We start from the raw sequence: 19974 nt of genomic DNA, 5'->3' as shown, positions 1-19974 counted from the left end.
TTCTCTGGAAATAATGCCGCACAGCAGCGCAGGCTTTGGCTTCTACAATAATGGTATCGCTTTGTTACGATCATAAGGCCGTCCGCTTGCGAATGAGATGCAGGCATGCGAAGCCTAACCACGCTCCGATGGTGTTCAGCAGGATATCGTCGATGTCGAAGCTTCCGCGCTGCAGCAGCAGTTGGAAGGTCTCGAGCAGGAATAAGACGCAGATGAACAGCATCGTGAACGAGAACAGCCGCATGCGGAGCAAATACGGGACGGAGAGGCCGAATGGCGCGAACACGGCGACATTGCCGATGATATTCACGATCCAATATTTGAACGGAAAGCTGTCCGCATGGACGAAATACAGCTTGATCGTCTGAAGCGGCATCACGTTGTACCGGTACCCCGGCAAGTTCGGATTCGTTCGTCCGAATCCGATAAACATCCAATATAAGAGTAACAGGCCATATGCCAACGTTATCAGTGCGATTGCTCGTTTCATCGCTTTCGCAGCTAACCTCCCAACCTGAAGCGGTCCGTCTCGCAAGGCGCGCTGATGTCCGCCTATTGGACAGCGCATCCCGCATTCTCGCGCTCGGAGATCGATAGATGAACGCAGTCGCGACGGTATCGGATCGATTCTTCCTGAATCGCGCGCCGCAAGGAAATCGGCATCGATGGAATAGCCAGTCCGCTCGTCCCCCCGCCAACTATAGCTATTCCGTGCTCGTTCAGTTCATGCCAGGTAAGAGCGTGCATGCCCGTAACTTTCCTTGATCCGCGGCGCGCGCGAAGAAGCTCGGTCCCGCATGTGCATCCCGCCTCTACTTCAGCTTTTTCTGATAACAAGCCAAATCGAGCCATCGATCGAATTTGTAGGCGATCTCTTCGTAATGCGATACCTGCTTGTACCCCAGCTTGGAGAATAACGCGATGCTGCCTTCGTTCTCCGTGCAGATGGTTGCGATCAGCGAGTGGAAATTCAGCTGCTTCGCCACTTCTTCCAGGAAGAGCATCGCTTTCTTGCCAATGCCCTTGCCGGTAAAGGCGGGCTCCAGATAGACCGTCACTTCCGCAGTGACGTTGAACGCAGGCCGCTTCTTATGCTGGGTCAGCAAAAAATAACCCGCATATTGTCCATCATAGAGCGCGACATAAGACCGGTATAGTTCCGAGAGGGGTTCGATCAGCTGCTCCATCTGCTCCGGCGTATAGGGATACAGATCGAAAGAGACCGTGGTCCGCTCGACGAAATAATTATAAGTTCCGCGGACCGATTCCAAATATCGGCTGTCATAGGGTTCAAACGCAATTCTGCTCGTCATGGTTGCACCTCGTCGCGTAAAATGGTGAAAACAGGCAGACAACGCTGCTTCCAGCCCGCCTGCCCGCCGATACGGCTATTCCCAGCGCTCGATGCTGAACACCTTAAAGGCGTTCGTCACGGGGTGCTGCTTCACGGTGTATATCCATTCGTATTCATTCACCATCGATTTGCCTTCCGGGTAATAAATGCCGATTTTCTCGATAATGTAAAACTTGTATTCGCCGTTGATTTTCTGAATATTCATGATCTGATACCGAATGAGCTTTTCCTTGATGTCTTTCCCGCTAAGCCGGCGAACGAGGCCTTGCTGCTCCTTGTAAAGCGGGCCTTCCGGGTCCAATAGACCTTCCACAAGCGAGAAGCGGTTCTTGTTGATCGCTTCAACCATGGACTCTTCATATGCATTCATGACATCGGACGCACCCGATGAATCTCTATAGTCGATTTGATCGCTTGGGACGGGGTCCTGTCCATGGCTGTCGTCCTTCACCGAACAGGCACCGGTCAGCACGGTCAGACTTAGCAGCATGCCGAGCATTGCTGTTCTGTACATCCTTGTAATCTCCCGTCTTTATGAATTGCATCCTCTTCTTACCCTTGAACGTTTCGTTCATAGATGAGAATGGGCTTGCCGTCCGGCAGGACGGCGGGTTTTACCGGGCTCGCGCCTTGGCTGCGCCAGAAGGCGTGCGCGGGATGGTTGTCTTCAAGAACGCCGAGGCGATGGGAAACAACCCCTCCGGCTTGCATGCGATCATCGAACCACTTCAATGCCGCACGCGCCAATCCCTTGCCTTGATGCGAGCCATGAATGACGAGCAGTCCGATCCACGTGCAGGAATCCTTCGGATTGATCATCAGGTACTCCAGGATTCCGGCAGGATGCTCCTGCATATGCATGACGTAGCGTTCCGCACCGGCGGCCTCGGCCTCCCGATGCTCCGCTTCGATATCTGCCAACGACAGTATTTCTTTATCTTTGGAAAGGCGGTTGAACAACGGGTTGGCATTCAATATCTCCCGTTCGGCCGCCAAGCTTTCATTCGAAGAGCGTTTAAAAGTCAGCATCTGGGGTGCACGCTCGCTTTCCTATGTAGTTCGGGAGGATGCACTTTCTATTCTAACATGAAACCGGGAAGGACTAAATGCCTGCGGCAAGGTTAATTATCGCGTTCCTTCAGCTGCCGGACGCCTGCGCGGCTGTCCAGGACGAATTCAGCAGCACCATGTGAATATGATCCTCCCATTTGCCTCCGATTCGCAAGTAGTCCCTGGCAAGCCCCTCATGGTGAAAGCCGAGCCGTTCGCATACTTTCAATGAAGCTGCGTTGCGCGGCATGACATTGGCTTCGATCCGGTGCAAATTCAGCCGCCCGAAGGCGAACGCCACGACATGCGACAATGCCTCCGTCATATACCCCTTGTTTCGGTGCCGGTGATCCATCCGATATCCGAGGTGGCAGGACTGGAATGCGCCGCGCACGATATTGTTGAGGGATACCGTTCCGATAAAATCCCCGTCGGGCGCATCAGCCGCCGTCACCCATAAGCGCACGCCATGCCCGTTTGCCATGCTGTGGATATCCTGCACGATCAATTCTCGCTGGATTTCCGCGGTGAAATAATCGTCCTCCCGGCTGGGTTCCCATTCGGCAAGCGACTCCCGATTGCGGGTTACGAACGCCAACGCGCGCTCGGTGCAGGATTCATCGATCACCTGCAGCCGCAAACGCTGCGTCTGTATCTTCAAGCGATGCCATTCATGTCCTGGAATCATGGGTCGTCTCTCCTTGTTCTATGGTTTCAGCGTCCCATGGGGACACAGCGGATTAAAACAGCATGACGTCGAACACCGAATAGATGCCGAAACCGAGCAGCAGCAAGCCGGACAACCGATTGATCCCGCGCATGGCCCCCGCGTTCAATGTCCGACGTATCGCGCCGACGGCAATGCTCAAGAACAGCCACCATGCCGCCGATCCGGCAAACACGCCGAGCACGAGCGCCAGCAGTCCGGGCAGCGACGCATCCATGACGTCTAATCCGGCAAAAATGCCGAGAAACGAGAGGATCGTAACCGGATTGGCGGCGGTCAGCAGAAACGTCGTTCCGTAAGCTCCGGCCAGGCTGCCGCTTCCCCCGGCTTCCGCGCTTCGTTCCCCGGCGGCAGACCGGAACGACCGATAGCCCAAAAAACATAGAAACAAGCCTCCGAGGATGGACGCCGCGGTTTGCAGGGCCGCTATTCTTGCTATAACCGCTCCGAAACCGAAAGCGGCGATTAAGCCGTACATTCCATCGGCGGAAGCTGCCCCAAGACCGGAGACAAAGCCGAAGCGCCTGCCTTGCGTCAACGTACGCTTCATGCACAGGATGCCGATCGGCCCGACCGGGGCCGCGATCGACAGGCCGATAAGCAACCCTTTCGCCAGCATCATCAAGTGGATAATCCCTTTCATCGTGGTAGATATAAGTGCCGCCGGGCGTTATTTCCCCATGATCCGCCTCGCGTGCAAGCATCTCATTCTTGGGGCAAATCTCCCGGGGCGAATGCCCAATTGTTGCCGATGCGGGCTTCTGTCCAATCCGCTCACGGCGATTATCATACAATAACGTATACCGAGTGCCGAGAACAACAACATGATCCACTAGCAAGCGGCGCCGGAAATACCATTTATGGGGAGGCAATTGCATGTCCGGTGTATTAGGAGGAAATTTTGCTGGCGTGATTCTGGTACTGTTCATTCTGCTGGTCATCGTATCCCGCGGAGTCCTGTGCTAATTCGATCTAGCCGATAATGAGAAAACCGTCGAGGGGATCCCTTCGACGGTTTTTCATTTATGTCCAGGCGAAAGCATGCAGCGCGTGCGCCACGCCGTCGGCCTCGTTGGAACGGGTCACGACGTTCGCCGCTTCCTTCACGGCCTCGGGAGAATTCGCCACCGCGACGCCCAAGCCGGCAAACGTCAGCATGCCGACGTCGTTAAAATAGTTCCCGATCGCCATAACGCGGCTCTGCTCGATGCCTCTGAGCTGCGCCAGCTGCCGGAGCGCCTTCCCCTTGCTCGCGTCCCTATGCTGCACGTCGATGAAATAATCGCCGCTTCGGATATGCTGCAAGCCATGCGTCCAGCCGTTCCATTCCGCCTCGACGCGGTCAAGCTCCGCTTGGTCCCCGAACAGCGTAAACTTCACGAGCCCTTCCGGGAGCGGATCGCCCGGGTTCCGCAAGACCGGACTCGCGCCGTATAACCGATACATCGCCTCGGCTTCCGGCGTGATATCTTCGATCAGCATCTCGAACGCCGTGTTCAGGTCGAAATGCAGCTTCGCCTCCAGGCAATAAGCCCGGAAACGCGCCACCTCCGCATTGTCGATGCTGTATTGATGCAGCACGGTACGGCTCGCCGAATCCACGGTAGCCGCCCCGTTATGCGTAATCATCGTTCCGGCCAGCCCCAGTTTGTCCAGGACGGGAATGGCGTTGGCCGGCCCTCTTCCCGTGCACAGCACGATCTCCGCTCCGCGGCCGTGCGCCTCGCGCACCGCCTCCCGGACGTTCGAGGTCAGCGTATGGTCATCCGTAAGCAGCGTTCCGTCTATATCCAGCGCAATCAAATCGTAGTTGATGTTCCCCATTGCCAGCCGTCTCTCCTATCCTTCATTTGCGTCAAGCGCGCCGCTTGACCGCACGTTCAGCAGCGCCTCCAGTTCCGTATCCGTGAGCAAACGGTATTCGCCAAGCTTCAGCTTCTTGTCCAGCGCCAGGGGCCCCATCGAGATACGCTTCAAGTAGAGGACTCGTTTGTCGACAGCCTCGAACATGCGTTTGACCTGATGGAATTTCCCTTCATGAATGGTCAACGTGATCCGGCTGTATACGCCGTCCGCCCGTTCTTCCTTCTCTCCGACGACAAGCTCGGCCGGCATCGTTGCGTACCCGTCGTCAAGCGTCACGCCTTGGCGGAAGGCAGCCTGATCGCTTTCGCCGACATCGCCGAGCACGAGCGCCTCGTAGGTCTTCGGCACATGCTTGCGGGGCGATAGCAAATCATGCGCCAGCTTGCCGTCGTTCGTCAACAGCAGCAGCCCTTCCGTATCCTTATCCAGCCTGCCGACCGGAAACGGCTGCAGCACGCGGTCTACCGGCTCCAATAAATCGATAACCGTACGATCGCGCGTGTCTTCCGTCGCCGATATGACGCCTTGCGGCTTGTTCAGCATGACGTAGATGGTTTCCTGATAGACGACTTCCTCGCCGTCGAAACGAACTTCGGCCGACTCCGGATCGATCGTTAGACCGAAATCTTTGGCGGTTAGTCCGTCTACCGTTACCCGGCCCTGCTTGACCGCTCGTCTTACTTCGCTGCGCGTGCCGAAGCCCATATTCGCAAGCAGCTTGTCCAGCCGCATTCTCTTCGCCATTCTCGATCCCACTCCCAATGCTGCCTCGATTCTTCACTCCATTGTATACTAAACGAAGTGCCTTCACCAACCCCGATCCGTACGGCACGCAAAAAAGGCTGCCGGCGCTTACGGCCCCGTCGAAAGGGTCCGAAAGACTGCCGGCAGCTCAAGAGAAACCGCCCCGCGCGCAATCGCGCGCTCTTAATCGTCTTCGGGATGCACGCGCTGCTCGTACGGAATCTCCGCAAGCGCTTTCGCGAGCGAGCGCAGCGCATCGTCCGTAACGACAAGCCGGAAAGCTTCGAAGGCCCGCGCTTCTTCGGCGGCAGCCGATGAAGGGCTGCGTGCCGGATGAGCGCGAAGGCGGTTCAAGCTCCCTGCGATATCGGCTCGGAGCTGCTTGAGATCAAGTCCCATCGTGACGTCAGGATACGCCGCCAGCTTGTTCTCCGCTTGGGAGAACAATTTGACCGCTCCAGAGAAATTATCGTTCCGCCAATGATGGAGACCGACCGCGGCCTGCAGCAATCCCTGATAAAGCGTGCTGCGCCCTTCTTCAAGCCAGAGCTCCTCCATCACCTCGTGGCATTCGAAATAATCGGCGTCGACGTTGAACAACACGACAAAATGCACGAACTTCTCGTCGTACGGATGCGATGCCGTCATCTACGTCGTGCTGTTCTTCTTCGCACGGCCGATCGCCGCTCGAATCTCATCGGACAGCCTCCTGATCTCGAATGCGTCTTCCTTCTCCCACAGTTCGTTGAAGCGGAGCTGGAACTGCACGGCTTCGCGAACGCGATTGAAGAAATACAATTCCTGAATATCGCTGAGCACGCTGGAGAACATGTTCGATTTCTCTTCGAAGTCCCGCTGGGCATCCAAAATTTCGTTACGGATGCTCGACATTTCCGTATCCAGCACCGACGCTGCCTCGGCCGCTTTTTTCAGCCGGCCGCGAACGTCTTCCGGGAGACTTTCTTTATACTTGTAGTTCAGCGAATGCTCGATCGTCGCCCAGAAATTCATCGCGAGCGTCCGAATTTGAATCTCCGCCAATACGTTCTTCTGGCCGATCGCCGTCTGAACGGGATATTCGATGATCATGTGGTAGCTCCGGTAGCCGCTGTCCTTGAAATTCGTAATATAATCCTTCTCGTAGACGAGCTTCAAATCCTTGCGCGAGCGTATCAATGCCGCAACCCGGTGAATATCGTCCACGAACTGGCACATGATGCGGATGCCCGCTATATCCTCGATGCCGGTATCGATCTTCTCCATCGGTACCGACAATCGTTTGGCCTTCTCCAATATGCTGGAAATCTTCTTCACCCGGCCGGTCACGAATTCGATCGGCGCGTAGGCTTCGCGATTCTTCAGCTCTGTTCGAAGCGTCTTTAATTTGACCTTCAATTCTTCCACTGCCTGTTCATACGGTTGCAAAAATAATCCCCAGTCTCTTCCGTCCATCCGGCCGCCTCCTGTCTAAGACCGATGATCTGCTCCTATAGCCTCTACGATCGTGGTAAACCCGTCCTTGCGCAATAATGCTTGCAATCCGTCCGTCAGCTCGCGCAAAAGCTCCGGCCCCCGATAGATAAGCGCCGTATAAATTTCTACAAGACTTGCGCCTGCGCGAATTTTATCGTATGCATCCGACGCCGTAAAGATGCCGCCGGAACCAATAATGGGCAGTTGTCCGCCCGTTAAGCGGTAGACCTCGCGGACGACCTCCGTGGAGCGCTCGCGCAAAGGCAGTCCGCTCATGCCGCCGGCCTCCTTCGCGTTCGGATGCCGCAGCCCTTCGCGGCTGAGCGTCGTATTCGATGCGATTATACCGTTCACGCCGCTAGCGACGATCGTTTCCACGGTATAGGCAAGCTGCTCGTTCGTCATATCCGGCGCGATTTTAACAAGCACCGGCTTGCGGGACGCGCCGCTCTTGGCGGCTTGCGCTCCCATCTCTTCCATTACCGTCTGAAGAAGAAGCTTCAGCTCGTCGCCATGCTGGAGCGCCCGAAGGTCCGGCGTGTTCGGCGAGCTGATGTTGACGACAAAAAAGTCGCCGTATGTATAGAGCTGCTGCAGGCAAGCGCGATAATCCTCGTGCGCGAGCTCGTTCGGCGTCGTCTTGTTCTTGCCGATGTTGACGGCGATCGGAATTCGGCGCTGCCCGGCGCTTGCGAGCCGTTCGGCCATCGCCGCCGCCCCGTCATTATTGAAGCCCATCCGGTTGATGAGCGCTTCGTCGCTCGGAAGGCGGAACAGCCGCGGCAGGTCGTTGCCGGCTTGTCCTTTCGGCGTCACGGTGCCGACCTCGGCGAAGCCGAAGCCGATGTTCGCGAACATGTCGACGGCCTTCGCGTTCTTGTCCAATCCCGCCGCGAGACCGATCGGGTGCGCGAAGCGCAGTCCGAACAATTCCATGGCGAGCGCCTTCGTCTCCCGCACGCCGTACATGGCGCGCATCATCGCGGGAATGCCCGGCACGCGGCTTGCCGTATGCAGTCCGTCAATGACTATATGGTGGGCTTTCTCGGCATCCATGCGGAAAAAGTATGGCTTGGCAAATTTCGTATACAACAAGGAAAAGTCACTCCGTTCTTCGTGTCAGCTCTATCGAACAGTTTAACGGTTTGAACACGAAAAAGAAAGAGTATCGCCGCTATCGCACCGTAAGCCGGCGCCGGCAAACCGCGGACAGGCAGTTGTCTCCGCGCAAGAAAACGATTACAATAAAACCATAATCCTATCTCCCGTGAAAGAAAGGTTGATCCCCATGAGCCAAGCAAAAAAAAGGCCGCCCATCATGAAATCCAAGCAGAAAGAACAAATCAATAAGAAAGCGCTCGTTTGGATCGGATCGATCTTTGCCGTCATCGTCGTCATCATGGCCGTACTGCTTATTATTGACAATTAAGCTCGCTTGTTAATCCAGCCAATCGTAAACCTTAGCGGAGTTCGTCTCGTCCTGGGCAGGCTGCAACCGGAAACGCGTTGCGATCGGCGCAGCTTGATCGGGAAGAACGCCGCTTTTTATGTTGACCTCCGTACCGAGGGGAACCAGATCGTAAAGTTCCTCCAGATCCTTGCGGGCCATCCGAACGCAGCCATGGGATTCGTCCTTGCCGATGCTGTCCGGTTCGTTCGTGCCATGAATGGCATATCGCGTATCCGACAGCGCCATGCCGCGGCTGCCGAATTCGCCATCTGAGCGGCCGTTCGGATCGCGCACCTTCTCGCTGATGACGAATTGGCCGGACGGCGTCTTCCCCCCTCCGAGCCCGACCGCGTAGCTGCGGACGATCACGTCTCCGCTGACGACAGCCAGCTGATGATTGCTCTTGTCCACGATAATCGAGAGCGGCTCCTTCGAGAGCGGCGCTTCGCCGCTTGCCGATACGCTTTCTCCCCCCGATTCGCCGGCATTCTGCTCACCGCTTCCCCCTTCGTTACCGGTTCCCCCTTGCGGACCGGTACCCGCCGCCGCTTCCGCCTTCATTACGTTCAGAAGCGGCGCGAACAGCGCCTTCATCGCCTTGGAGCTTCCCGATAGCATATTGCGTGGATATGGACGGACCAAATCTTCCAGTTTGGAGGGCCAGCTTGACGTCTGTTCGCGATAATGCGCGATCGCGCTGGACAGCGTCCATCTCAGCTCCTGACCTTTGCTCCAGGCCGTATAGCTTTTACGCGCCGACGTAGATTCGTCCGGCAAGCAGTCGCAAGCTTTGGCATCGAGAAGGCTGACGCCGGCACGACCCGTGCCTTGACGCTCCGTCTCCGCCAGGAGACGCGTATTTCCCGTCCATTTGCGCCATTTGCCATCCTGCTCGAGCGAGACGGCCAAGCCTTTTTCTTTCGTCTGACTTGCGCTGCGCAGCAATACGCCAAGCGCATTGCCCAGCATCGTGCCATCTCCGCCGGCCGGTTTCACGAACGCGATCCTCGGCCCGCTTCCCGGTTCTTGCCCTGCCGCTTGTTCGATTCCCGGCATTGGCTGCCGGTCCGCCGCTTCTCCGGCGTCTTCTTCGGAACTCGCCGTAGAGAATGCGAGCATGAGCGCGAGGATGACCAGCGCGGCCGCCGAAGTACGCGCCCCCAACAACAGACGCTTCCGCTTCCGGTTCCAGACGGCTAATATTTGCCTAGGCTCGTTCACCAGCGGATGCTGCTTGCGTTCATAGGCATCGTAGATGCTGCCGGACTGCAGGAAGCAATAGTTGGCCTTCGCTTCCTTTCCTTCCTGCATGTACTGCTTGCCTAACAAATACCACGCCATGCGATTATCGGGATGGTTCTGAACGTAACGTTTCAAATAATTCATATCGTCCTTCAATTCCATCATGCTGCCTCCTGTATCCGGTGCCGTTAGCTTCTATATCGGCAGAAGAGCCGTCCGGATATAATCCGGACGGCTCTTCTGGCCAAATGGTCTAGGTTTTCGCTAAAATTGCTTGTTGCGCAGCAAGACGGCGCGTACGTCCGACAGCCACTGCACGTCGAGCCCAAGCTCTTCGGCGAAGAAGCGTACCGGCAGGTATAGGCGTCCGCCGGCATTGAACGGCACGGCATTTATCCGGACGGTCTGCGGCGCGGATCCTTGAACCGTCTTGCCGATAACGGAAGAAGCGGCTTTCACCGTATAAGCCGTCGTGCCGAGCCGAAGCGATGTTTGGCCGCCGGCATAGTGCACGTTATAGCCGAGCTTCTCGGCCAGCACGCGGACCGGCACATAGGTGACTCCGTTCTTGATCATCGGATCGACATCGCCCTCGAGCACTTGGGTCCCGTACAACAAGTGTATGGTTTCATCCGCCTTGACGCCGGCCGGCACTTGGTAAGGAGCTGCCACGCGGATCGTGTTGCTGCCGCTGTCGGCGATTCCGATCGCGCCGCCGCCCAGCCATGCGACGTCCGTAGGATGATGAAGCAGCGCGCTTCCGGCAATACCGTCCACGCGTCCTACCTCGTCCGGCGTGCCCGCGATCGTGGTGACGGTTCCGTTCAAGAGGTACCGGACCACGTGGTTAAGCGAGTCGGCGATCAAGAGCCCGCCTTCAGGCGTCACGTCCAGGCCGCGGGGGGAGCGAAACTTCGCGACGCTCGCGGCGCCGTCCGCATAACCGCCTGCCGCATACGGCTCATTGGCCCCGTACGAGATAGAAGCTCCTGCCTTCAAGCCTGCGACCGTCGTGACGCGATCCGCAGCGAAATCCATGTAGCGGATGACATCGTTGCCCGTGTCGCTGACGTACAAGTTCCCTTTGCCGTCCAGCGCAAGTCCGCTTGGCTCGTTGAACAACGCCTTCGCGATCGGCCCGTCAGCATAATCGCCCGCGGCGGCTACGGATCCAGGGAAATATTCCACGATTCTGCTCGAGTGCGCATTCAGCGTCGTCACGATGCCGTCCTTGATCCGCCGGATCGCATGGTTGAGCGTATCCGCGACGTAGACGACGCCGTCGTCCGATACCGCGACATCCATCGGATGATTGAACTCGGCTGCCGCGCCCTTGCCGTCGGCGGCACCGAACAGACCGTTGCCGGCGATAGTCGTGACGCTGCCTTCGACATCGATTTTACGGATGGCATGATTGCCTGCATCGGCGACATACACGTTCCCTGCCGCGTCTCTCGCAAGACCGGAAGGAGCGTTGAAGGCCGCTTTGTCGGCCGCGCCGTCGAGCAGGCTGCCGAGAGGCGCACTCCCATCATCGTCCTCGAAATGAAAGCCGGCAGCCGTGCTCGCCGTACCGGGCGCGATGACCCGGAGCTGTTGGTTGTTCGTATCCGTAACGAGAAACGTTCCAAGCCCGGAATTGTAGAGCAGCGACGTTGGTTCCCGGAACGCGGATGCCTTGGAGCTGCCGTTCAATAGACCGTAGGCGCCCGAGCCGGCGATCGTACGCACCTCGTAAAGCGGCTTAAGCTTCATGACGGCGTCATTTCCGTTCCCCGCTGCCGCATAGCCCATGTTGGCCGACATGCCGAGCACGGCAGCCGACGCAGCCGCAAGAACAGCGAATTTCATTCGTTTCTTCATAGAAAGATTATCCTCTCGTCGATTAATTCACCCGCTGTACGCGTACAATCAAATCCTCCGCCGCGGCCATACCGATCGGTATGCCGTTTGCGTCGACCGCCGTGATAGAGCGAATATGGAACGGTACCGATACCGATGTCTCTTCCTGTGCCGGATGAACCAGGAACGGCAGCTTGACCATCACCGTTCCGTCGCTCACGGCAACCGGATCGCCGTTGAATTTGGCAACGGTGTAGATCAATCGGGATACGCTTGCGCCTGCGACTACGCGGAAATCATCCACGCTGTCGGCATTGGCGACAGACGTTCCGGGCGGTTCGACGTTGAATCCCGGCGCCAGCGCCCGATAATTCTTGGATGTCTCGGGGTCAGCGAACCGTTCTTGGTCGAAGGCTGCCTGCTCAGCGCTGTACTCCACTTCGATCTGGTAGCCGGCGATTCGGGAAGAGCTGCTCATGCCGCTGAACGCGACATTCAGTTCAAGAGGCCCCCCGTTCTGAAGCGGCGTCGTCTCGAGCAGCGGGTTCGCGAACTTCAAGCTTGCCTTCGCGCTGCTTCCTGAAGGCGGGGCCGAAGTGCCCCCTGTTCCCTTCGTCGCGCCGATTGGCGGCAGGCCGGCATTCAACCGTTCCTGGTTGAACGCCTGCTGCTGCGCGGCGGTCAGCGCTTGGAAGAACTGCAGCTCCGCCTGAAGGAGCTCCTCGGCGGCTTTTTGCATATTCTTCTCCAGCAGCTCTTCGGCCTTCTGCTTCGCAAGCAATGCTTCCTTCTTTGCCTCCAGCATCGCCGCCCTGACCGCTTCGTTTTGCCGTTCTGCCTCCAGCTGCATCTCTTTCATCAGCTGCAGCAGCAGGTCCTGCTGCTGCTTCTCGTTTTCCGTCAGGCTGAGCTGCTTCTCGATCGAGAGGTCGATGAGCGGTTTGCCTGCGGTTTTATTCATCTCATCGATCATGCTTTTATCGATTTTGTTCTTTTCGATCGCTTCCTTTGCAATCAGCGCAACGAAGCTGTTCAGATTCTGCGCGATCCGATTCAAATCTTCCTGGGACAGCAGCTGTCCTCCGAAATTATCTTTGTTCGGCGTCTTGCCGATTTCCTTCTTGGCCTTTTCCAGCGTCTCGTCGTTCTCATCCTTAATGGTCTTCGCGCTCTCGAGAATGGCGCGGAGGATTTCCGGCGTCGTGTCCTCCACGAGCTCATCGATGTTGACCGTGGATACTTGCGTCTTCAACCCGGCGGCGTCATGCGCCTCGGCGATCTGCTGACCCGGGTAGATCGTCTGGATCTTGTCGATCGGCTTTTTGCCGGCCGCATCCAGGCGATTTCCGTTCGTCCCGGCTTGGACGACGCCCGCCGCAAGGAACAAGTTCGTTAAGCCGGTCATAGGATTCACGTTCACGTAAAATTGCGTCCCCCGGACGCCCATGATCGAAGTCGGCGTCTCCACCTCGAATTGGTCGCTCGCGTTGGAGACGGACTTCACTTTGACCCATAAGGAACCGGCCCATACGCTCAGCTTCGTTTTGGTTCCGCCGGCGTCCTTCAGCTTCGAGAAATTAACGACCGAATTGGCCGCGATCGTAATGGAATCCTCATCGGCGCCGGCGCTCGATAGTTCCAGCACCGCCCCGCCGTCTTTTCCCGTCGCGATCTGGTCCCCTTCGTTCAGGCTCATACTCTTGAACGCCTTGAACGGCTTCGTTCCACCCGATTTCAACACGGTCACGCCGCCCTTCAGCGATTGAACGACCGCGATGCGCAATAGCTGCGCGGATGCATACTTGCCTCCGAACAGCGACGCCGGTCCGATGACCAGCAGGAAACACAGCGCCGTGAGCAGCGCGCGGCGGCTTCTCTTCCTCATGCTCCCTCTCCCCCTTTGAAATCCTCTAGCCTTCTCGTTGAACTTGTTTCTTCATGTCCCAGCACTTCCGTAACCGAAACGGGCTTTTCTTTTCCCTTGACCTTGATGTCGCCCACGAATGCCGTAGCAAACGAACCGGTCAATCGGTTCTTCGTCTCTTCGCTGATCAGAATTTGCCCCGGCTTCGCATTGGACTCCAGACGGGCAGCCAAATTGACCGTATCCCCGATTGCGGTATAATCCAGTCTCAGCATCTGCGAGCCGATATTGCCGACAACGGCGGCTCCGCTGTTAATGCCGACGCCGAATCGAACGGGCAGCCCGATCTCGCGCAGGCAGCGCTCCTCGAGATCGGCGGACTGGCGTTTCATTTCGAGCGCGGCGAGCACGGCCAGCTCGGGATGGTTCGGCTGCGAGATGGGAGCGCCGAAAATCGCCATCACGCCGTCGCCGATAAACTTGTCCAGCGTGCCGCCGTATTTGAATACCGCTTTCGTGCAGATATCCAAATACTCGTTCAACACTTGAATGACCTGCTCAGGCTCAAGCTTCTCCGACATCGGCGTAAAGCCGCGGATATCGACGAAGACGACGCTGATATCCCTTCTTTGACCGCCGACCTTGACCTCTTCGCCGGAGGCGAGCAGCTCGTCGACGACCGTCCTTGGCACGAAGCGGCCGAAAATATTCGTCACCCGCCCGCGTTCCTGACGCTCCGTTACGTAATGCTGCACGACCGACCATACGAACGCCGTCGTCATAGCGAGGAACGGATAGGTAAACATGATGAAGAATGACTTGAGCTGATACAGTTCCACCCAGGTCAAGACATAAGCCGCCGCCAGCGCAGCGAACACGATAAATGCCTTGAACCCGGTTACCCGCCCGAATACGAGCAGCGACAGCACCGTAAGCAGGAGGATCAGTCCGTAATTGACGGACGAACCCGCTTCGGTAAAAAATTTGCCCGCTACGAGCGACTGGACCATATTCGCGTGGATCTCGACACCGTACATCTTCAGCGTCGTGCTGAGCGGCGTCAAGTACTCGTCCTGCAGACCCGGCGCATACGGACCGATAAGCACGACGTCGCCTTGGTAATAGTCGGCCGGTACGCTGCCAGTCAGCACGTCGATGAAGCTTTGGGAATCGTATCCCGTATCCGCGCTCATCGCTTCGCGCGGTTCCGTATAGAACTGCGTCGCGATTTGGTTCCGATCGTCGACAGGCAGCCGTTTATCTCCGCGGTACCAGCCGTTCTTCGCCGCATTCCAGGCGATTTGATGCGATGCATCCAGCAACTCGTTCGCCAGCTTCACGCTGAATGCGGGAATCATCGCCCCGGCTCCGTCCTGCAGGCCGACTGTCAGCTTTCTAACCACGGAGTCGTCGTCCTGCATGACGTTGATATGGCCGATCTGATTCGGCCCCGCTCCGATCGTATCCGCTGGATATTCGACGGATTCCGTCTCCAACGCTCCCGCTCTGTCCTGCTTGGCCTTGAAATTGAAAACGACCGGCAGCAAGACGTTCTTATACTTCTTCATCGTCTCCGCCATCATTGCGTCGCTCTCGGGATCCTTGCCCGGCTCGGCGAGCACCACGTCGAGCGCGATCGCTTTCGCCCCCGCATCCGCGAGCATGCCGATCAACTGCGCGTAGAGACTGCGGTCCCACGGAAACTGCCCCAATCCATCGAGCGATGCCTGATCGATTTTGATCAGCTTGATATTGGCGTTCGGCGCCCGCTCCGCGTCCGATTGCTGCGTCACCCTGTCCTGAAGCTGCGACTCCAACCGATTCAGCGTTCCTCCCGTTCCCAACTGGCTGAGGAACGACCAGAAGAGACAGATCAGCACGCCGGCGGCCGCCGTTACGATCCATTTGCGCCCCCGCATATTTGCCCCCTACTCTCCATTCGCGCTTTACCAAAAACAGGCAGTAAAACTATCTATTATTCTAGTTGAGCAGAACCGGAATTGGCAATGACAATTGTCGAACAAACAAGAAAAATCCCATTCCCTGTCGAAACAGGAAATGGGATTCATCTGCATGTATGCTTTAGTGCGAGATTAGTAATTAAAAGGTGCATCTGCGATCTTGATGGAGTCCGTCGGGCAACCATCCGCTGCGTCTTGCAGGTCATCGTACAAATCCTCGGGAATCTCGGTGTTGCCATGGTTACCGTCGCTGCCGAAAATAACCTCTGCCAATCCTTCGTCGTCATAATCGTAAATGTCCGGTGCCGTTGCTCCGCATGCTCCGCAAGCAATGCATGTATCCTTCTCAACCCAAGTAAATTTCGACATCGTGGTTCCCTCCTATTAGTTGTAAGTTCTTGTAAGCTCAAAACTTACGTATATGCTACATCATAAGCAAACAACCCTCACTCATCACTATATAACATATGCTCGTCCCTTTGCAAGGATGTCCCTCGAATTCGTTTGTTGCGAATTAAGGCTGACGGATCGTCTCCGAGCATCCCTGCCGTTAACACCGCATCCTCTCCGAATTTGTCCCTCAACATATCCATCGTTTTGGTAAGCGCGGCTTTCTTCGGCTGCTCCGCATAATTGAATAAATCCAGCTGAACCGCGGTTTCGGTCTGCAGGGACAGGTTTTGAAGCGTAATGCCGAGCAGGCGGACGGGCTCGCCTTTCTTCCAGTGCTTATCGAACAGCTTGCAGGCTTCCCTGTGAATATCGGCCGCGTTATCCGTCGGTACGCCGAGCGTGACCGAGCGGTTGATCGTGGTCATGTCCGGCCTGCGAATGACGATCTGGATCGTCATGGCAAGCATCTTCTGATGCCGCATCCGCCTGCCCGTCTGATCCGCCAGATTGAGCAGGATGCGATGCGCTTCCTCGCGGTCGACGACGTCTTTCGGGAGCGTCGTCGTATGCCCGATGGACTTGTTGCGCTCACGTTCGGCATTCACGGGGGCATAGTCGAAACCATGCGAGGCCGCTTTCATCCAAGAACCCATGACGCCGAAATGCTTCACCAGCATCGCCTCGTCTGCGGCAGCAAGCTGGCCGATCGTCCGGATATTGAGCTTCGTCAGCTTATCCGCCGTTTTCCGGCCGATGCCGAACAGCATTTCGCAAGGCTTATGCCAGAGTATGCCGGGAACGTCGCGAATGCGCAGGACGGTAAAGCCGTTCGGCTTATTCATATCGGAAGCCATTTTGGCCAACAGCTTATTCGGCGCGATACCGATGGAACAAGGCAAATTCCACTCCGATGTGATCCGCTCTTGAATGGCACGCGCGATATCCAGAGGTTCGCCGAATGCCGATGAACCCGTGATATCCAAGTAGCATTCGTCGATGGAGACGGCTTCCACGAGCGGCGTATACTGCCTGGCGATCGACATGAAGCCCCTGGAATAGGTGCGATAGAGATTGAAGTCGGGACTGATCAATATCAGCTCCGGACAGCGCCGGAGTCCCTCCCGGACCGTCATGCCCGTCTTCACGCCCAGCGCTCGTGCCGTGTAGGAAGACGTGACGATGATCCCTTTGCGCAGTTCCACGCTTCCGGCGACCGCCGTCGGCTTGCCTTTATATAAATGAGGCTCCTCGGCCTCGTGAACCGAACAATAGAACGCGTTCATATCCAAATGAAGAATGACACGGCTTTTGGGAGGCGCCGTTTCCCGCTCCTTCGACATCGCTGCAATCATCCTCCCCCGGATTCGCCAACCGATCATATGATCGTATTTTCAGCATACCAATCGCGTCCCCTTACCGTCAACATTCCCTATCCTGCCGCCCTATCGAACATTTACGCCCTGCTTATCTAATGGTATAATAAAAAATTATGACTACGCTAAAAGGTTCATAAATATAAGTAAGCATGTACGCCAATCATGTTTTCTTGTATTCCAAAAAAACGATTCTGAGGAAGGGGGCTTCTGCATTCATGGGAAACACGATCTCCATATTCGATACAACGCTTCGAGACGGCACGCAGGGAGAAGGCATCAGTCTTTCCGCAGAGGACAAAGTAAAAATCGCCCAGAAGCTTGATTTGCTAGGCGTTCATTATATTGAAGGCGGAAATCCCGGCAGCAACAGCAAAGACATCGAGTTCTTTCAACGCGTCAAAGGCATGAAACTGAACGCCAAGCTGACGGCTTTCGGCAGCACGCGCCGGAAGAACAGCATCGCCGACCAGGACAGCAGCCTGCTGCGCATCGTGGAATCCGGCGTTCCTGCCGCGACGCTCGTCGGCAAGTCGTGGGACTTCCACGTGCACACCGCTTTGCAAACGACGCTTGAAGAAAATCTGTCCATGATTTACGATTCCTTCGCTTTCCTGAGACGCAAAGGCGTCGAGGCGATCTTCGACGCCGAGCATTTCTTCGACGGCTACAAGCATAACCCGGAGTACGCGCTTGCCGTTCTTCGCAAAGCCCAGGATGCCGGCGCCGACTGGATCGTGCTATGCGACACGAACGGCGGCACGCTTCCCACGGAGATTCATTCCATCGTATCCCGTATCTCCAACGAACTGAGCACGCCGATCGGCATACATACGCATAACGACTGCGAGCTTGCCGTGGCCAATACCCTCGCCGCCGTAGAAGCGGGCGCCCGCCAGATTCAAGGCACCATCAACGGTTATGGCGAGCGCTGCGGCAACGCGAATCTGTGCTCGATCCTGCCGACGCTTCAATTAAAGATGAACTATCGCTGCATCAGCGACGATCAAATGCAATCGCTGACGAAGACGGCCCGCTACGTCAGCGAGATCGCCAATGTCCATATGCCAGTCGCCCAGCCGTACGTCGGCAACGCCGCGTTCGCCCACAAAGGCGGGATTCACGTCTCCGCGATCATGAAGGATTCGAAGACGTACGAGCATATTCAGCCCGAGCTCGTCGGCAACAAACAGCGCGTCCTCGTATCCGAGCTGGCAGGCCAGAGCAATATCATCTCCAAGGCGCAGGAGCTTGGACTCGATATCAATGCGAACAACGAGAAGACGAAACAAATCATGGAGCGCATCAAAGACCTGGAGCATCAAGGCTATCAGTTCGAAGGCGCGGACGCCTCTCTCGAGCTGCTGCTGCGCGATGCGTTCGGCGAAATGAAAGAAATTTTTAAGCTGGAATCGCTAAAAATGCTCGTCGAGAAAACGAACGGCCACGGCATGAACGCCGAGGCGATCGTCAAAGTAAACGTGGACGGGCAAACCGTCTACATGGCCGCCGAGGGCAACGGCCCTGTCAATGCGCTCAACAACGCGCTGCGCAAGGCGCTTGAACAATACTACCCGAGCATCAACGACTTCCATCTATCCGATTACAAGGTACGGGTCATCGACGAGAAGGACGCCACGGCCGCCAAAGTTCGCGTGCTCATGGAATCGACGGATTTCAAAAACACGTGGAATACGGTAGGCGTGTCCAACAACGTCATTGAAGCGAGCTGGGAAGCGCTCGTAGACAGTATCCGTTATGCGCTGCTGACGAAGCTCAAGGTCGATAATCATGACGAGCCGCGCGAACAATTGGGACTCGTCAACCATTAGTAAATTCGATGCGACAAACGCAAAAGACCGCCATCCCTTCTATAAGAAGGTGGCGGTCTTTATTTGTTACTTATTTGTTACCGACAGGAGATGCCTGCCTCAAGAGAATCCTCAGGAGGCTTTGCTTGCAGCATTGCCGGAAGCTTTTTCTTCGATCGCGGCATCCAGCCACTTGTCGATCATTTCCTGCCATTTCGACTTATCGATGACGCCTTGGACACGTTCCCGAACAATACCGTTTCCGTCTACCAGCACGCTTAGAGGAAAGGAGTTCACTTTGTACAACTCCTGTGCATTGCCTTTCCGATCCATCAGAATTGGAAAGGTGAGCTTCTGCTGATCGACGAATTCCCTTGCTTGACGCTCTTTGTCAAGGCTCGTCGCATTAATGCCCAGAATCTGAAGCTTGCCTTTGTATTCCTTGGCTAACGCCTGCAGGTCGGGCGCCTCCATCTCGCAAGGATAACACCAGGAAGCCCAGAAGTTCACCAGCGTCAGCTTATCCTGCTTCCCGCCGATCGCGACGTTCTGATCCTTCAAATCCGGCAGGGTAAGCGTCGGGGCCGTGTAGCCTGGCTTTGGCCGTACATCCGAAGATGCCGCCAAGGCGTCGTCATGCTTGCCGTTATTTTGATAAACTGCGGCACCTGCTAGTATAAGCACGATGGCGAGCAGTATAAGGGATCGTTTCATAATGCGCCTTCTTCCCGAAAGTTGTCGATTTGCCTGTAATTCGTATTCGATTCCTCTATGTTACCACGATCGAGAATGGCAGCTCAAGTTCATGGGCACATTACCCTCGA

The 19974-nt window shown here is 56.4% G+C and carries 19 protein-coding genes; 1 reads left to right on the top strand and 18 read right to left on the bottom strand.

What is annotated here, in order from left to right; all coding sequences use genetic code 11:
* Window positions 1-70: 70 nt before the first annotated feature.
* From GT003_RS02995 to GT003_RS02915, 17 genes are all read right to left on the bottom strand, one after another.
* A complete protein-coding gene (locus tag GT003_RS02995) occupies window positions 71-490 on the bottom strand; it encodes a VanZ family protein (protein WP_161694198.1) in 420 nt (139 codons plus the stop codon).
* 322 nt (window positions 491-812) lie between these two features.
* Window positions 813-1313, bottom strand: a complete 501-nt coding sequence (locus tag GT003_RS02990) for a GNAT family N-acetyltransferase (protein ID WP_161694196.1) — start codon at window positions 1311-1313, stop codon at window positions 813-815.
* A gap of 75 nt (window positions 1314-1388) precedes the next feature.
* On the bottom strand, window positions 1389-1868 hold the full coding sequence (locus GT003_RS02985) for a TcaA NTF2-like domain-containing protein (protein WP_161694194.1): 480 nt from the start codon (window positions 1866-1868) through the stop codon (window positions 1389-1391).
* Window positions 1869-1906: 38 nt separating this feature from the next.
* Window positions 1907-2383: a GNAT family N-acetyltransferase gene (locus GT003_RS02980; protein WP_161694192.1), complete on the bottom strand. Its 477-nt coding sequence runs from the start codon at window positions 2381-2383 to the stop codon at window positions 1907-1909.
* A gap of 109 nt (window positions 2384-2492) precedes the next feature.
* Entirely contained in the window at window positions 2493-3092 is a 600-nt protein-coding gene (locus tag GT003_RS02975) for a GNAT family N-acetyltransferase (protein WP_161694190.1), read from the bottom strand.
* 52 nt (window positions 3093-3144) lie between these two features.
* On the bottom strand, window positions 3145-3753 hold the full coding sequence (locus tag GT003_RS02970; RefSeq protein ID WP_161694187.1) for a LysE family translocator: 609 nt from the start codon (window positions 3751-3753) through the stop codon (window positions 3145-3147).
* Window positions 3754-4154: 401 nt separating this feature from the next.
* Window positions 4155-4955 carry a Cof-type HAD-IIB family hydrolase gene (locus tag GT003_RS02965; protein WP_170312099.1) on the bottom strand — a complete coding sequence of 267 codons (801 nt, stop codon included), beginning with the start codon at window positions 4953-4955 and terminating at the stop codon, window positions 4155-4157.
* 15 nt (window positions 4956-4970) lie between these two features.
* Window positions 4971-5741, bottom strand: a complete 771-nt coding sequence (locus GT003_RS02960; protein WP_161694185.1) for a pseudouridine synthase — start codon at window positions 5739-5741, stop codon at window positions 4971-4973.
* Window positions 5742-5924: 183 nt separating this feature from the next.
* Window positions 5925-6389 (bottom strand): DUF309 domain-containing protein, encoded by a 465-nt coding sequence (locus GT003_RS02955; protein WP_161694183.1) that lies wholly within the window; start codon window positions 6387-6389, stop codon window positions 5925-5927.
* The gene (yjbM, locus tag GT003_RS02950) at window positions 6390-7193 is read right to left on the bottom strand and encodes a GTP diphosphokinase (RefSeq protein ID WP_161694181.1); all 804 of its coding nucleotides are present in this window, start codon (window positions 7191-7193) and stop codon (window positions 6390-6392) included.
* Between the two features lie 15 nt (window positions 7194-7208).
* The gene (locus GT003_RS02945; protein WP_161694179.1) at window positions 7209-8309 is read right to left on the bottom strand and encodes a quinone-dependent dihydroorotate dehydrogenase; all 1101 of its coding nucleotides are present in this window, start codon (window positions 8307-8309) and stop codon (window positions 7209-7211) included.
* Between the two features lie 343 nt (window positions 8310-8652).
* Complete coding sequence (locus tag GT003_RS02940) at window positions 8653-10068, bottom strand: L,D-transpeptidase (protein ID WP_161694177.1); 1416 nt, start codon at window positions 10066-10068, stop codon at window positions 8653-8655.
* A gap of 102 nt (window positions 10069-10170) precedes the next feature.
* Window positions 10171-11769 carry a stalk domain-containing protein gene (locus GT003_RS02935; protein WP_161694175.1) on the bottom strand — a complete coding sequence of 533 codons (1599 nt, stop codon included), beginning with the start codon at window positions 11767-11769 and terminating at the stop codon, window positions 10171-10173.
* A 22-nt stretch (window positions 11770-11791) separates the two neighbouring features.
* Window positions 11792-13633, bottom strand: a complete 1842-nt coding sequence (locus GT003_RS02930; protein WP_161694173.1) for a FecR family protein — start codon at window positions 13631-13633, stop codon at window positions 11792-11794.
* On the bottom strand, window positions 13630-15531 hold the full coding sequence (locus GT003_RS02925; protein WP_161694171.1) for a CHASE2 domain-containing protein: 1902 nt from the start codon (window positions 15529-15531) through the stop codon (window positions 13630-13632). The genes GT003_RS02930 and GT003_RS02925 overlap by 4 nt, the downstream gene beginning before the upstream one ends.
* A gap of 174 nt (window positions 15532-15705) precedes the next feature.
* Entirely contained in the window at window positions 15706-15942 is a 237-nt protein-coding gene (locus GT003_RS02920) for a ferredoxin (RefSeq protein WP_161694169.1), read from the bottom strand.
* Window positions 15943-16019: 77 nt separating this feature from the next.
* Entirely contained in the window at window positions 16020-17306 is a 1287-nt protein-coding gene (locus tag GT003_RS02915) for a DNA polymerase IV (protein WP_161694167.1), read from the bottom strand.
* Window positions 17307-17557: 251 nt separating this feature from the next.
* On the opposite strand from GT003_RS02915, the gene cimA reads away from it, so the two are divergent.
* A complete protein-coding gene (gene cimA, locus GT003_RS02910; protein WP_161694165.1) occupies window positions 17558-19171 on the top strand; it encodes a citramalate synthase in 1614 nt (537 codons plus the stop codon).
* A 111-nt stretch (window positions 19172-19282) separates the two neighbouring features.
* Here cimA and GT003_RS02905 read toward each other — a convergent pair whose 3' ends face one another.
* On the bottom strand, window positions 19283-19864 hold the full coding sequence (locus GT003_RS02905; RefSeq protein ID WP_161694163.1) for a TlpA family protein disulfide reductase: 582 nt from the start codon (window positions 19862-19864) through the stop codon (window positions 19283-19285).
* Window positions 19865-19974: the final 110 nt, after the last annotated feature.

This window comes from Paenibacillus sacheonensis, assembly GCF_009909195.1.
GTDB classification, from domain to species: Bacteria; Bacillota; Bacilli; order Paenibacillales; family Paenibacillaceae; genus Paenibacillus_Z; species Paenibacillus_Z sacheonensis.
The sequence above is the reverse complement of the archived record's forward strand: the minus strand, read 5'-3'. Positions and strand labels throughout refer to the sequence as shown.